The sequence below is a fragment of the Balneola sp. genome (assembly GCA_003712055.1).
In the GTDB taxonomy this organism is placed as follows: Bacteria; Bacteroidota; Rhodothermia; order Balneolales; family Balneolaceae; genus RHLJ01.
In genome coordinates, this window is the sequence record RHLJ01000004.1 from 217757 (window position 1) to 233197 (window position 15441).

15 protein-coding genes are annotated in these 15441 nt (G+C 40.6%); 8 read left to right on the forward strand and 7 right to left on the reverse strand.

What is annotated here, in order from left to right; translation table 11 throughout:
* Window positions 1–35: 35 nt before the first annotated feature.
* The 5 genes from ED557_10755 (at window position 36) to ED557_10775 (ending at window position 5516) form a co-directional block, all read left to right on the forward strand.
* Window positions 36–1586, forward strand: coding sequence for a response regulator (locus tag ED557_10755; protein RNC83181.1), 1551 nt, complete (start codon window positions 36–38; stop codon window positions 1584–1586).
* Window positions 1579–1998: a tRNA (adenosine(37)-N6)-threonylcarbamoyltransferase complex ATPase subunit type 1 TsaE gene (gene tsaE, locus ED557_10760; GenBank protein ID RNC83182.1), complete on the forward strand. Its 420-nt coding sequence runs from the start codon at window positions 1579–1581 to the stop codon at window positions 1996–1998. Before ED557_10755 ends, tsaE begins: the two co-directional genes overlap by 8 nt.
* Entirely contained in the window at window positions 1988–2275 is a 288-nt protein-coding gene (locus tag ED557_10765; GenBank protein ID RNC83183.1) for a hypothetical protein, read from the forward strand. The genes tsaE and ED557_10765 overlap by 11 nt, the downstream gene beginning before the upstream one ends.
* A gap of 62 nt (window positions 2276–2337) precedes the next feature.
* Complete coding sequence (locus ED557_10770; protein RNC83184.1) at window positions 2338–5022, forward strand: T9SS C-terminal target domain-containing protein; 2685 nt, start codon at window positions 2338–2340, stop codon at window positions 5020–5022.
* Between the two features lie 47 nt (window positions 5023–5069).
* The gene (locus ED557_10775) at window positions 5070–5516 is read left to right on the forward strand and encodes a hypothetical protein (GenBank protein RNC83185.1); all 447 of its coding nucleotides are present in this window, start codon (window positions 5070–5072) and stop codon (window positions 5514–5516) included.
* A 28-nt stretch (window positions 5517–5544) separates the two neighbouring features.
* Here the strand turns inward: ED557_10775 and ED557_10780 are convergent, their stop codons facing one another.
* From ED557_10780 to ED557_10810, 7 genes are all read right to left on the reverse strand, one after another.
* Window positions 5545–6612 carry a VOC family protein gene (locus tag ED557_10780; GenBank protein RNC83186.1) on the reverse strand — a complete coding sequence of 356 codons (1068 nt, stop codon included), beginning with the start codon at window positions 6610–6612 and terminating at the stop codon, window positions 5545–5547.
* A gap of 9 nt (window positions 6613–6621) precedes the next feature.
* Entirely contained in the window at window positions 6622–7218 is a 597-nt protein-coding gene (locus tag ED557_10785; protein RNC83187.1) for a TlpA family protein disulfide reductase, read from the reverse strand.
* Window positions 7219–7499: 281 nt separating this feature from the next.
* Complete coding sequence (locus tag ED557_10790; protein ID RNC83188.1) at window positions 7500–8168, reverse strand: nitroreductase family protein; 669 nt, start codon at window positions 8166–8168, stop codon at window positions 7500–7502.
* A 60-nt stretch (window positions 8169–8228) separates the two neighbouring features.
* Window positions 8229–8651: a hypothetical protein gene (locus ED557_10795; protein ID RNC83189.1), complete on the reverse strand. Its 423-nt coding sequence runs from the start codon at window positions 8649–8651 to the stop codon at window positions 8229–8231.
* Between the two features lie 44 nt (window positions 8652–8695).
* On the reverse strand, window positions 8696–10819 hold the full coding sequence (locus tag ED557_10800) for a hypothetical protein (protein ID RNC83190.1): 2124 nt from the start codon (window positions 10817–10819) through the stop codon (window positions 8696–8698).
* A 2-nt stretch (window positions 10820–10821) separates the two neighbouring features.
* Window positions 10822–11151, reverse strand: a complete 330-nt coding sequence (locus ED557_10805; GenBank protein RNC83191.1) for a hypothetical protein — start codon at window positions 11149–11151, stop codon at window positions 10822–10824.
* A gap of 49 nt (window positions 11152–11200) precedes the next feature.
* Window positions 11201–12052 carry a proline dehydrogenase gene (locus ED557_10810; protein ID RNC83192.1) on the reverse strand — a complete coding sequence of 284 codons (852 nt, stop codon included), beginning with the start codon at window positions 12050–12052 and terminating at the stop codon, window positions 11201–11203.
* Window positions 12053–12213: 161 nt separating this feature from the next.
* Here ED557_10810 and ED557_10815 point away from each other — a divergent pair, with 161 nt between their 5' ends.
* The 3 genes from ED557_10815 (at window position 12214) to ED557_10825 (ending at window position 15440) form a co-directional block, all read left to right on the forward strand.
* Window positions 12214–13152, forward strand: coding sequence for a hypothetical protein (locus ED557_10815; GenBank protein ID RNC83193.1), 939 nt, complete (start codon window positions 12214–12216; stop codon window positions 13150–13152).
* Window positions 13153–13304: 152 nt separating this feature from the next.
* A complete protein-coding gene (gene xseB / locus ED557_10820) occupies window positions 13305–13502 on the forward strand; it encodes an exodeoxyribonuclease VII small subunit (GenBank protein RNC83416.1) in 198 nt (65 codons plus the stop codon).
* Between the two features lie 24 nt (window positions 13503–13526).
* A complete protein-coding gene (locus ED557_10825) occupies window positions 13527–15440 on the forward strand; it encodes a 1-deoxy-D-xylulose-5-phosphate synthase (protein ID RNC83417.1) in 1914 nt (637 codons plus the stop codon).
* Window position 15441 lies beyond the last annotated feature (1 nt).

A 15441-nucleotide genomic window follows, 5' to 3' on the forward strand; every position in this document is an offset into this window, starting at 1 on the left:
ATCTTTATTACCGTTAATTAAAACTTTTACTAAGAATGCCATCAATTCTTTGGGCTGACGACGAAATTGATCAGCTGCAATCGCATATACTCTTTTTAGAAAAGAAAGACTTTGAAATTACTCCTGTGACCAACGGAGAGGATGCAGTATCTATGATCCAGGAAAAAGCTTTTGATATTGTCTTCCTTGATGAACAAATGCCAGGTATGGATGGACTTCAAACACTCGAGGTAATCAAAGCCGCACAGCCATTGCTTCCGGTTGTAATGATTACAAAGAGTGAAGAAGAGTCTATTATGGAAGACGCTATCGGAGCAAAAATCTCTGACTACCTCATAAAGCCGGTTAATCCAAACCAAATCCTGCTCACGGTAAAGCGCATTCTGGAACGCTCCAGGCTTCAATCCGAAAAATCAGCTCAATCTTACCTAAAGGATTTTGGTCGTATTTCTTCTCTGATTCATCCAAATACAAACTGGAAAGAATGGATCGAGATTTATAAAGAACTAACAAAGTGGCATATAGATCTGGATGAGGGGGATGAAGCATTAAAAGAAGTATTGGATACACAGTTTGTAGATGCCAACCGTGAATTTGGGAAGTTCATAGAACGGGAATATGTGAACTGGCTGGATCGCAACGAGGATAACCCAATTGTTTCGCCACAGATTTTCAAAAACTATGTGTTTCCGCACCTGAAAGAAGGAAAGAAAACCATGTTCTTTCTTATCGATTGCATGCGCTATGATCAGTGGCTTGTTTTTGAGCCTTACTTAGCTAAGATGTTCGATATAAGCACGGATTTCTACTATTCGATTTTACCCACAGCCACTCCATTTTCCAGGAACGCAATTTTTGCAGGGGTTTCACCGCTGGAGATTTCGGAGATGTATCCCAAGCTTTGGGATCAGGGTCAGGACGAAAGCTCATTAAACCGTCATGAAGAAGAGCTTCTGAAAAAGCAGTTAGAACGAGCGGGAATAGACATCAATTTTAAATACGAAAAAATTCTCAACGCAGAAGATGGCCGGCAGATAGCAGGGAAGATGAAGAGTTTTTCTCAATCGAAACTTGCTGCCTTTGTATTCAATTTTGTAGATACGCTAGTGCATTCTCGATCCGATTCGGATGTAATAAAAGAACTTGCTCCTGATGTTTCTGCCTTTAGGGCGATTACCGAAGCCTGGTTTCAGCATTCATCGCTACTACAAATGTTTAAGGAATTAGCAGACGAAAATGTTACAGTAGTAGTAACAACCGACCATGGGTCGGTAAGGTCGCTAAGAGATACAAAAGTTTATGGCGATCGAGATACGGCAACTAGTCTCAGGTATAAGTATGGTAGAAATCTAAATGCTGTAGAAGATCAGGCGGTAATACAAATCAGTAATGCAAAAGAATATAAGCTTCCCTATCTGGGCAAAGTGAACGATTACCTGATTGCCAAAGAAGATTACTACTTCGTGTATCCAACCAATTATCATAAGTACCAAAACCGTTATAAAGATTCATTTCAACATGGGGGTGCTTCGATGGAAGAAATGATTCTTCCGGTTGCTACCCTCACTCCTAAAGGGAATGCTTAGTACATCAGTTCAAGATACTATTCAACACGGGGTACAATTAGCCAAAGAGTTAAAAAGAGGGGATGTGGTATGCCTCACCGGTGATTTAGGTGCCGGAAAAACACACTTCACCAAGGGTATTGCCTCTTATTTTGGTGTTGATGAAAGTAAGGTTCAGTCGCCTACGTTTACCTTGATAAATGAATATGACGGGGAACTTCCGATTTTTCATTTTGATTGTTATCGTTTAAAAAATATTCAGGAAGCACTTGAAATTGGTGCTGAAGACTATTTTTATGGGGACGGCATTTCCATTGTGGAATGGCCGGAAAAAATTAAAAATTTACTCCCCGAACATTCCGTTTGGATAACAATAAAACATAAAAGCGATTCAACAAGAGAAATACTGAGAGGAATAAGTAATGCCCCTTAATGGGAAACGAAGACTTCCATATCGACTAGATCTGCTTCCGGTTATTTTACCCTATCACCGCAGGGCAAATAATGAGCTCAATAAAGGGGATTTAGTGTACTACGGACCTAGCCCGGAATTTTACGGCATTGGTGAAATTGTGCAGGCCGAAGAAAAAGTATGCCTGGTAGATTTTCGGGGAACAGGGTTATTGGGGATCCATAAAGACGAGTTATTATCCAGCTACTTAATTCCTATCCATAAACTGAATTTGACGGGGCTTTTGAAGGGAAGGTAGTTTTATTAGGATTTAAAGCGCCCTGTCAAAAAAATATCTTTTTTACCTTCGAGTTTTAGATATTGGGCAATTCATTTAATCAAGAAGTTCATATGAAAAAGCTACTATCAGTATTCATAATCGGTATTATCAGTTTAGGGCACATCCAATTAGCTAACGCGCAAAGCCAACCTGTTTTTTCTTTAAATCAATTTGATGTTCAAGAGTTGGAAAAAGCAAAATCTGGTAGCGAAACCAGCTATTTCCAGCTTAATAGCTCAATTTTTGAAAACCCGGAATTCGATCGGGGAGCACTTTTAGATGTTACTTTGGCCACTGGTGAAACCGATCGCCTGGTAGTGCTTGCCAGGGAAGTGTATATGCCCGGAACTGTTTCGATAAGGGCACATAAAGTTGGTGAACCAGGGCAGATTTTTGCGTTCACCTATTCAGAGGAAAAATTAAACGGGATTTACTACACCGAAGGCGGGAAACCGGCCTATTTTAATTATGATTTGGCTAAATCAAAGAATTTTGTTTCTCCCCGAAATGAGCGGGTAGAACACAAACTAGCTTGTGGTGTTGATCATTCTGATGAATTGATCCCTACCCCCCACATTCACCATAAAACAACTAATAATCCTGTTAGTTCAGCTGCACCATTAGTTTCTACAGAAGATGATAGCGTAGCTATTGATTTAATGATTGTATATACCCAAGCATCAGAAGACTGGGCAGGAACAACAGGGTTTGGAACTATTGAAGCAGTGATTGCTCAAGCTGTAAATCTCTCACAAACAGCCTTAGATAATAGCGGAACAAACATTGATCTACGATTGGTGAATACCACTAAAACCACCTACAATGAAGAAACAGATGGAGTAGGTTCGGAAGAAAGATTATCAAGGCTTACACAAAATGACAGTGACCCGGTTTTTGATCCGGGTGATGGGCATAATGGCTTTTTGGAAGAAGTTCACTCTATCAGGGATAACTCCGGAGCAGATGTGGTGGCGCTTCTTGCGCTTATTAGTGACACCGGAGGTTTAGGCTGGAGACTAGGAAGTACAGGCGGAGATCCTTATTTCGCCTTTAATTTAAACCGGGTTCAGCAAGTGGCGGATACTTATACCCTGATGCACGAAATTGGTCATAATATGGGGAATTCACACTCCAGAACTCAATCTTCGTCAGCAGCCGATGAAGGCGGGGGGTTATTCCAGTACTCAGTGGGGTATCAAAATACTACGGCTAGTTACCATACGGTAATGTCGTATTCGGATAATGGTCAGCAAGAAGCTCCGTATTTCTCCAGTCCGAATATTATCTATTTGGGGTCAGCAACGGGTTCAAGTAGTAGCCAGTTTCCTGCCGATAATGTGAGAAGCATGAGGCTTATTAAGCGCACTATCTCTAAATACAGAACCAGCAATACTGAGTCCCCTTCGGCTGATGTATCAGCGAATACTATTTCTATTCAAATGAATAGAGAAGAAAATCAGAACATACCGTATGAGGTTTCAAACAGTGGGCAAAGCTTATTGGTTTGGGATATAGATTTCCGATTTGATTCACAGTTCAAAAGAGCTAAAAATACAGGACAAACTATTGCTCCGGCCGACTTTACCAGAGTTATTTCTGCTCCGGCTAATTATTCCGGATTATTAAACGCGAAGTCAAAAAGCGTAGCAGAGGAAACCATTTACTCTACATCTTTCGAAGGTGGAGATGGTTTCTTTAGCGGAACTTTTGGTGGCATTCAGGAATGGAGATCTACATCAGGGGACGAGTTTGATATCTCAACCAATAATCCGAATACGGGAAGTAATCATCTAAGAATAAACGGAGATGGAACGGAGAATACTCGTTTTATTAGTGCTCCATTCTTTGGTTACCAACTATTTGGTGAATACGAAATTACAGTAAACTTCTCGGTATCAACTACCAGTGATGTTTACGACATATACATTACAGATGCGAATAATGGAGAGTTTACAGCCGGAGCTATCATAGCTCAAGGGACTTTATTTGCAGCGGATGAAAACGAGAGCGGCGGAGTAAGCTTCTTTGGTACGGGTTCTGTAATAAATGCGAATCAGTACTACGAGCTAACAATGGTAGTAAATCCTGATGACCAGGAAATCAATTATCTGCTTAATGGGGTAACCATTGCAAACAATGGTTATGTAGGAGGTTTCAGTCCCGGCGAAATGGTTGTATTAAACAGAAGCCAGGTTGTTGGTTCTAATTTTGATCTTGATGATATCGAGATAAGAAAGATAAGCGCCCCCTACCCATGGCTAAATTTAACTGAACAAACAGGGTTTGCGGTTGAAGGAGGCTCTTCCTCAACAACATTACAGTTTACGACCGTGGGCGTTTCTGCTGGAACTTATACATCATCGATGAGGGTACGAACTAATGATCCTCAGAATCAGGAATATTCCGTTCCAATTACCCTTACTGTTGCCAATGTAGTTTCTAATGAGCCAGGTGACGCTCCTACCGAAATCTCACTTAGTCAGAATTTCCCGAATCCGTTTAATCCTCAGACGACGATCTCATACAGTCTGACAAACCCGGGAGAGATCAGCTTGGCGGTTTACAATATTCAGGGACAAAAAGTGGCTACTTTATTTGAGGGTGTTCAACAAGCAGGTGAATTCGATGTGCTTTTTGATGCAACTAACTTATCAAGTGGTATTTATATCTACCGTTTACAAACCGCAAGGGAAGTAATCACCAGGCAAATGGCTCTTATCAAATAATTATGTACAAAAAGCTGCTAACTACTTGTTTGAGTCTTCTTCTAATGATGGGAATGGGTTGTTCTCAAAAGGAACAACCAGAAACCCAGGAAGAACCAATAAAAGAATTTATTGAAAGTGATGAAGTAAATAAGGCCAGTTTATTTGTTGAAGTAGATATCCAGGCGCTTTCCAAGTCAAATCAAGGGGATAGTTTTTTAATTACTCTTAGCGATGGTACGGAATACACTCTTCAAATAAATAGAATTGAAGAAACCATGCCTGGGGTTATAAGTATCGCAGCGAATGTAAATGATGGAGAAACAGGGCAATCTAACCTGATTCTGCAGAATGAGAAGCTAAACGGAAGGATTCAAATGTTTAAGGAGGGAATGACGTACCAACTTGGCTTTGAGGACCATACCAACAAGCATTTTATTGCTCCGTTAGATCCCGAAGAAAAAGATGTGTTACAAGGAAGCGAACCACTGGAAGTTCCAAAAACAGATGGGTAAGAACCGTATTAAAAAGTCCGTATAGCTGCTAATCCTTCATTCGGCTAAGGCTTAATGCGCTTAGCATCCACTTAGGTAAATCTTTCTTTGGGTCTCTTTTGGTCATATCAACAAAGAGGCCTAATTTTTTAGCGATAGGTACTTTATGAGTTTCCACAAACTCTATGAGTGTTCCGTCAGGGTCTTCGATGTAAGTAAAGCGTCCTGCCGCTTCTCCCATATCAAAACTATCGGCGCTGTCTACGGTAAAGGGAAAACCAGCTTGTTCACACTCTTCTTTTAGTGCGTCCATGCCTTGTACATCAAAGCAAAGGTGAATAAACCCAAGATCTCCCCAATAACGGTCTTCAAAAATCAGGCTGGGAGTTCTTTTCTCATCCAAAGACTGGATAAGTTCAATTTCGGTGGGGCCAAATAGTTTGCTAAAACCCCCTTGTCTTGGAGAGCTATGTCGTAAAAGAATCCGGCGGTATGTTTGATCTCCGCCCGGAAGGCCTTGAAGATCTTCGAATTTCTCGGACTCATCATAAACTACTTCATCATAACCAAGAATATCTGAGTATAGGGTTCGAGACTTCTCGATATCAGTCGAACCGATCAATGCTCCTGAAACTCCACCCGTAGTTTTTTGTTCTCTTTTTTTAAACCAGCCAAGCCCTTTTACCACTTCGAAAATATTCCCATGAAGGTCTTCTACATAAAAATGTAAATCACCTGCAGGGTTTTCTTTTAAAGATGTGATCACTTTAAGACCAGCCATATTAAATTGCTCGTAAGTCTCTTCTACATTAATAGATTTGATCTTGGCTGCGTTGATGCCCAGGTCGCCGATCATAATATCGAAGCTGCAAGGTTGGGGAGTTCTACTGGTATATTGCCAGATTTCAAAACCGCCACCACCACGCATACTTAACGTGAGTATAGCTCGGCGATCATGAGGTTTTCCACCCGTATATGGGAGCATGAGATTAGCCGTGGCAGCGTCATCAAATACTTTGATATCCATACCAAAATATTTTCGGTACCACTCGGTGGTTTTTTCTACATCTGTATTACCTATACCAATCTGTTGAATACCAGCAATTACTTTTTCCATAAGCCTTTCTTAAAATGAGGTGAGGAAGCTACGGAAAGCTTCAGTGTTATACTTGGCCATTCCCTTTTTTTCCATCACAATATTACCTTCGGGAGAAATGACATAGGTTGTAGGTACTACAGAGCTATCGTAGGTGCCCGGTTTTCGCCCGATAAGGAAGTAAACGGGCATTGTAAATTCCTTTCTTTCCATATACGCTCGCGCTTTTTCGGGATCTTCATCGAGAGAAAGCATTACGAATACGATATCAGAGTTATCCTGCAGCTGTTCATAAAGCTTTTGGATATTGGGCATTTCAGCAATACAAGGAGGGCACCAGGTAGCCCAGAAGTTTAAGAAGATGGTTTTGCCTTGATAATCCCTGAGAGAGGTTTGATTTCCATCAAGATCAATAAGGGGCATATTAAATTGAGCAGCTCGAATCTCCGTTTCATCAATAGATGTTTTAGGCTGGAGAATTCCGGTAGAAAGAAGAACTCTTTGCAAACCTCCAATTACCTCGGTGTGATATCCGGTGAAATACAGAACACCAAAAACACCAAGAATAATGCTCCATTCTATAACGGCTCGTTTAAATGCGTTGGGCTTTTTAGGGGCTTCGCTCATGTTCCAAAACTACAGAAATAAAAAAAGCCCTGCCGATCAAAGCAGGGCCTTTTTCTCTATTCAGTTATAAACTTTTATGAGGTCAGGGCATTGCTTTGATCTACTCAGAATGATGAGATGCTAAACTAATACCCGCAAAAAATTTCCTAAAACTTATATCTACCCTAACAGGTTTTAGGATTATCTATGTCAGTAAAACTTATAAAACAAAATTATAAACTATCATTATGATCTGCTAATGAAAAAATTTTTTAATGGATGAAATTTAAGTGAAGTAATAACTATAAGAAAGAAGAAATTTCACTTAACGACTTTTTAGTAATATCTGGTACTTGAACACCATCTTTTGGATAACCAACAACTAAAAGAAGAAATGGTTTTTCATGGGACGGTCGTTTCATAATCTCATTTAAAAAGCCCATAGGGCTAGGTGTGTGAGTGAGAGTAGCTAAGCCGGCATGATGAAGTGCCGTTATAAGCATCCCCGTTGCAATACCTACGGACTCCTTCACATAATAATGTTTACTTCGTTCACCATCTTCATTCAAGTGATAGCTTTGTGCGAAAATACCAATCAAATAGGGAGCAGTTTCAAGAAAGGGTTTGTGTTCATCAGTACCAAAAGGATAAAGATCGTCCAGCCAGTCTTGCGGTGCTCTTCGATGGTAAAATTCTCGTTCTTCTTCTTCTGCAGCTTCTTTGATTTGCTTTTTTATCTCCGGGTCGGAGATTACGGCGAAATGCCATGGTTGCTTATTAGCTCCATTAGGAGCGGTTCCGGCCGCTAGCAGACACTTTTCAATAACCTCTCTTTCTACAGGTTGGTCAGAAAATTCTCGTATAGTACGACGCTTTCTGAGTAGTTCATAAAACTCAGTAGCTCTTTGCTTCATTTCCTCGGCAGGATATTCTGTGTAAGAATCTAAGGGGATAAATGCTGGTTTAGACATCAAAATACATTGGATATGATGGGTGGCAAACCTATCTACTTATTTAATTATAACCAAGAATTACTTTACTCCTGATCCTTGGGCTAACCACCAGGGGTGAGCTTCTACAACAAGCCGCCCGGCTTTTACCATAGGATCGGCTTTAGCATACTCCAGAGCCTTCTCTATAGTGGCAACGTTATATACCGAAAAGCCTCTTATATCGCCTTCGCCACCGGTTGGGCCATTCAAGTTGATGATACCTTGCTCGTATAGTCCTCCTAAGTAAGCAAGGTGAGCATTTTGTAATTCAGAAGCTTCTTCTTCACTTTGGCTGCGGTTAGGTCCGCTCTTCAGAAAAACAATGAAGTACTTTTGCATTGTGTACTTCTCACCAGCCCATTCATAATCAAAAGTTTCAGGTTTTTGGGTGGAAGTGGAATCCTGAGCAAATGAGGGTAGCGCTATAAATAAAAGAGCTATTAACAATAAAAGTGCTTTCATGGTAGTATCGTTGAAATTATTCTAAGTAATGGATATGGTGTAAACTATTGGCGGACAATCATAAAATCAAACCAGTATTGTTGTTCATCTAGTCGCTCCTTATATCGCGGGCGAAGCTCAAGCTCGTTTACTTTTTCAATCCATTGAGATGCGAGCTCAAATTCACTCATGTAAATAAGTTGATCAATCAATTGGATATATATATCAAACCAATCTTCACGTATTTCTTGGTTGATTAATACCGCGGCATAACTTGAAATTATTTCATCAAAACGTTCTTCGATTAAGAGCTCGTTCAGGATAAGGGTATTGGTTGAATTATAAGTTTCTGCTTCATCCGGAGACGGATAAATATTCTTATACCGCGCATTAGTAAATGATTTCCACAGCAGAGTATCGCTGCGCGTTTCAAAAGAGTATGTGAAGGTTCTTGGGATGGATTCGGGCAATACTCCTCTTGTTATTTCTAATTGGGCAAAAGCTTGATCCCATTTTTGTAGAAGAGCAAAAGCATCTGCTTTAAATATCTGTAAGACAGGATCAGGATCATCCACAGCGATAGATAATTCAACTTGCTCGGCATCTAACGATTCTAACTTATTTCTAGCCCATTCTCGTTTGATTATCAGGTTCTCGGGATTGAGCTCAAAAAGAACACGCAGGGTAATTTCTTCCAGTTCTTTCTGATTGGTAATTCTATAGTATTGTAAATCATCCCATAGCTTCTGAGTTTCGGTGAGCGAGTGCGGGCAGGGCCTCTGAAAAATGGATTGCTGACTAAATATCCGATTTGAAGCACGCTGGTCCACAGAATCGATTTCCAGGTCCGGTAAGGAAGCATGCCATCCTTCTACCAAATTATCAAATGATGTATTATAAGCCGATTCAATATCTGTGGTTTTATAGGCCTGCTTAAAATTAGAAACCGGGTAATTCTCAAGTAAATATTTAACAAAAGAACCACTGGTTGTATAACTAATAGCTCCGGCATCGGCATAAAACCCAAGCAATGACAGTGCAGATTCCATTTCCTCAGCGGTGGGGTAACGATCTTTTGCTGCCATAATCTGATCAAGGGTAGATTCTGATGAAGCATCCTTCGCAATTGCTTCAGCTAGCCCTTCAATGAGTCCAATACTCCAGCTTCCATTGAAAAAGTCGTTTCCAAATTGTTTTGAAATTACATGTACTAGTTCATGTAATAAAACATATTCAAGATGCTCTTCAGCAATGTGAAGTTGATCTTGTTCAAGCCAGATGGGTACATAGCTTGTAAATTTTGCTCCTACCAGTTCTTTCTTTTGCCAGGCATTAGCATATAAATAACTTTCAATCATTCGACCTTCAGGCCAGTCAACGTCTAATTGATCAACAATCTGATCGAAGTAGAATTCGTGCTTCAAAGCCCAAAATTCTAGGTCTTCGTCAGAAAAGTGCTCCTCATCTGCAAATAAGTGGAAATGCTCAGTTTGATAATGATAGGAGAGTTTTTGCTGCAGATCGCTTCTTGGAGAGACGATTCCAAATTCTGAAAGAAAAATATATCCAACGCAAAGTCCGACTATAGAAATTCCCGAGAGCACTTTGGGAAGAGCAGATTTTTTCCAATCGGTCAAGGCCCAGAGTAGTAACACCCAAAGCAGAGTAATTCCCCGGAAATAAAAAAGGCTGGAAGAAACCTGAACAGTTTCATCATAAATAGGGCCAGGCCAATGTCCCCAAATATGATTGAAATAGTATACCTGGGGTAATGTCAGAAATTCGATTAAAAGTACCCCAAGTGATATAAATAGTAATGTGAGTACGGTAAGAACAGCAGGAAAGGGAGCTACCAGTTTTCTAAAAAACCTCCCTATGGCAGCGCCAAAAAGAATGGCTGGAAAAGGAATGAGTATCCAGAATAAGGCACCGTTAGCAGAAAGACATGAGGTAATCAGAGAGAAGACTAATAATGGAAGCCCAAATAAAGCGACTCTCATAGTTATCTTTATAATAACCTCAGAATCCTTTTTTAAGCTAGTACGTGAGGTGGTAATTCCAGCCCAGAAAGCTCCGGTAATTGCTGCTATCATTGCAGACTCGAAGTGAAAATCGCCCACCAAAGGTATGGGGATGAATATACATCCAATAATTACAGGTAGTAGATAGCTGGCTGCTTTTTTCAACAATACTAAAGGGTTATTGAAGCATAGACCCAATACATTAACCAAAACTGAATGGGAATGCGAACGAGGGTGAACAGAGAAAATAAAGAAACAGGCTTTTTTGCCATAGCCTTTCTAAACATATCAATATGTACCGGAAAAACGGCTACTAAAAGTATGATGAGCCCATAACCGGAGATTGTCTTCAATAATGGAATCATTATTCCAATGCCTCCTGCAATCTCAAATATCCCACTCCAAAATACCATCGCTTTATGATTGGGAATGTAGTCAGGCATAATCTGTTCATATTTATAGGGGAATATAAAGTGCATAACTCTCGCTATAATGAACATTACTCCGATCAGATAGACATGATTTGATATGTCCGCAAAAAAATCCAGGCTATTTCTTGAACATTGCACTCACTACAAAGAACACATTTTCTTTGCGTTCCATGAGCCTTCTACTGAAATATGGGAACCAGTCAGTGCCATAAGGAACATACACTCTTGAGCGATAGCCCAGCTTAGTGAAATCAACCATTGTTTGTTCTCTAAGACCGTAAAGCATTTGAAACTCGAATCGATCTTTAGGAATGTTTTCTTCAGCTGTATAGTCTCTTACCCAGTTTATGAGCTCATCATCATGAGTTCCAAAACGAGGAAAAGGGGTCTTTTCTAATAGAATTTTGGCGCATTCTTTATAAGCCTTTCTAATTGCTGGCATATCTTGATATGCAATAGAATCCGGTTCTTTATATGCTCCTTTTACCAATCGAATATCAGCTCCCATTTCAGCAAGGTCTTTGATATCGTCGATACTTCTGAAAAGCATGGATTGAATTACAGTACCAACATGTTTTCCATACTTTTCGTGGGCATCCTTAAAAATATCGATAGTGATCTGAGTGTAGTCACTTCCTTCCATGTCAATGCGAACAAACTGATCTTGTTCTTTCGCAACATCCAGCAATTTAAACAGATTGTCCCGACAGTAATTGTGATCAATATCCAAGCCCATCATGGTCAGCTTGATAGAAATACTGCTTACAAGGTCATGTTCTTTTATACCTTGAAGAAGCTGAATGTAGGCTTCTACAGTATCGTCTGCTTCTTTTCTGTCGGTTACATTTTCGCCTAATAAATCCAATGTGAGTTTGAGGTCCCGGGCATTCAGGTACTTGGCCTTGGGTATGGATTCAGTAAAATCTTCTCCTGCAACAAATCGCTTTGCAAGGATAAAAGGTAGTTTCATGTGCAATTAGTTTTCATTCTTAAAAAAATAAGGAATACTGAATTGTGTACCTAAAAGGAAAATACCCGGTAACGTTCGAAAAAAATTCGCGTCTTAGAAATATCTGAAACTAAGCGAGAAAGTCGGCGTAAGGGCTTTCCGTTAATCAAACTAACATTGCCATGAAGGTTACATCAAATTTATTAAAACCATTGTTAACGACAGGTATCCTCACCTTGTCGATTTTTTTTGCAGTTGAAGAAAGTGCTGCACAACGAGCCTATATGACTCAAGAATTTTCAGTTCGAGACAATTCGAATATTGAGGTAAAAACATCAGGTGGAAGTATAGAGGTGATCGGAACAGATTCTGATCAGGTACAAGTTGAAATGTATGTAAAGCGAAGAGGGGACTATCTTTCCCCATCAGAAGCAGACCTGGATGATTGGGAGATTACTATCGAGAAGGAAGGGAATACAGTATATGCCATCGCGGAAAGAGAAAATAAAAATTGGGGGAACTGGAGAGGAGACAATCTGAGTATTTCCTTCAAGGTATACGCTCCGGAACGATCTAAAACGGATTTAAGAACTTCAGGTGGAAGTATTACTATGAGTGACTTGCAAGGTGATCAATTAGCAAGAACCAGTGGTGGAAGTATGACAGCTGAAAGAATTAACGGAGATATCAATCTCAAGACTTCTGGCGGAAGTATAACTATTGAAGAAGTAGAAGGAAGTGTTGATGCCAATACTAGTGGTGGCAGAATCCGTGCCTCTGATGTAACTGGTGGAATTAATGCCAGAACCAGTGGCGGTAGCATCACCCTTTATAATATTGCTGGAAATGTAGAAGCAAAAACCAGCGGTGGTTCGATTGATGCTGAAATAGTTGATCCTGACGATTTCATCGAGCTTCGAACTTCGGGTGGAAGTATTAGTATCAAGGTCCCAAAGGATAATGGTTTTGATGTAGACCTTGGTGGAAATAGGGTTCGTGCCGACTTAGCAAACTTTAAAGGCGAGCTAGATAAAAATGACATGGAAGGAACCTTGAATGGTGGAGGAACCAAGCTTTCTGCAAAAACCTCAGGCGGATCAGTTAGATTAAGCTATTTCTAAAAGACTTTTAAACTCCAAGATTAGTTAGTTACAAAGCCAAAAGGCGGTGGATGACATCCACCGCCTTTTTTTGTGAAATGGAGTTCTCATTAAAAAACGATATTTTCAGGAACAAATTTGTAATCGGGGCGCTTATACCATCAACGATTCTAATGGAAGAAAAGGAACGACCAAGCTTTGAAGAAGCTTTAGAAAAATTGGAAACAATAGTTCAGCAATTGGAAAAAGACGAAGTTACACTTGAAGAATCAGTTAAACTCTATGAAGAAGGGATTCAGCTTTCAAAATTTTGTACCGAAATCCTTCAACAGGCTGAACTTCGTATAGAAGAAGTGAACGATACTAAATAAAGATTTTCGGTAAGTACCATGTCCATACAAAATAAGCTTCCGGTTCCAGGTCCTCTTTTAGCAGAAATTGATTCGCCTGCTGATCTAAAGAAGTTGGCTCCAGAGCAGCTTCGGGATGTTTGCGACGAACTCAGAGAGTTTATTATTGACATAGTTTCTGTATACGGAGGGCACTTTGGTGCTAGTTTAGGAGTAGTAGAACTGACTACTGCGCTTCATTATGTGTACAATGCCCCGGAAGACAAAATTGTATGGGATGTTGGCCATCAGGCTTATGGCCATAAAATTCTTACCGGGAGACGCGATAATTTTCATACAAATCGGAAATACAAAGGAGTTTCCGGTTTCCCAAAGCGTTCAGAAAGCGAATATGACGCATTTGGAGTAGGGCATTCATCAACATCAATATCTGCTGCACTGGGTATGGCAGTGGCACATAGTCTCGATGGGAAAGATCATAAAGCAGTGGCAATTATTGGTGATGGGGCTATGACCGGTGGCCAGGCTTTTGAAGCATTGAATAATGCGGGAGGTCTGGAAAGCGATGTGTTGGTCGTGTTGAATGATAATCGCATGTCTATTGACCCAAATGTAGGCGCTCTAAAAGAATATTTAGCAGAAGTAACCACCAGCCGTACTTTCAATAAACTTCGTGATGAAGTGTATGATCTCTTGGGACATTTCAAGTCAGCTGGGACAAAAATGAGAAAAGTGGCTTCTCGTTTGGAATCCGCTATGATGGCAGCATTGACTCCGGGTTCCTTATTTCGCTCACTAGGCTTCAAATACTATGGACCGATAGATGGGCATGATGTGAACCTGCTTAGAAAGACGCTGGAAGATCTAAAAGAAATTAAAGGACCAAAGCTTCTTCACATTGTTACGGTAAAAGGAAAAGGTTTTGCTCCTGCTGAACGTGAGCAAACAAAATGGCATGCTCAAAGTAGCCCGTTTGATAAGATCACTGGAGACTCCCTCAAACCGAAGTCCACCAAAAAATCAGCTCCTAAATACCAAGATGTGTTTGGTGATGCGTTGGTTGAATTAGCAGAAAAGGACGAACGCATTGTAAGCATGACCCCAGCCATGCCAAGTGGATCAAGCTTGTGGCCAATGATGAATCGTTTTCCTGATAGAGCATTTGATGTAGGTATTGCGGAACAACATGCGGTTACCTTTGCTGCAGGATTAGCTACGGAAGGGAAAAAAGCATTTTGCGCCATTTATTCAACCTTCCTGCAACGTGGTTTCGATCAGCTGGTGCATGACGTGGCCATCCAAAAACTACCCGTTGTTTTTTGTATTGATCGTGCCGGGGTTGTAGGTGCTGATGGGCCAACCCATCATGGTGCGTATGATGTGGCCTATATGCGTTCCATTCCTAACCTGATTATTTCTTCTCCTCTTAATGAGCAGGATTTGCGGGATATGATGTTCACAGCCTCAGAATATGATGAAGCTGCATGGGCGATCAGGTATCCAAGAGGCGCAGCCACTGGTATGGAAGTTCGGGAAGGCTTTAGTTCTATTGAGATCGGAAAAGGAGTTTGTTTGAGAGAAGGTGAGGGATTAGCCTTGCTAAGTTTTGGTCCGATTGGAAAGTATGTTACACAAGCCGTTGACCAACTTCTGGAAGAAGGAATAGAAATCGGACACTATGATATGCGCTTTGCCAAGCCTATTGATGAAGAGCTGCTGGATGAAATCTGTATGAAATACGATCACATCATTACGCTTGAAGATGGAGCCCGACTAGGGGGATTCGGAAGTGCTGTTGCAGAGTACATTGCTCAAAAAGAAGAGAGGCCTACGCTAAACATCATGGGATTACCAGACCGAATTATCGAGCATGGTACCCAGGAAGAACTCCACACTGAGGTTGGAATTGATGTTGATGGCGTAATCACCCAAGTAAAAAAGATACTTATCAAAGCTTAGT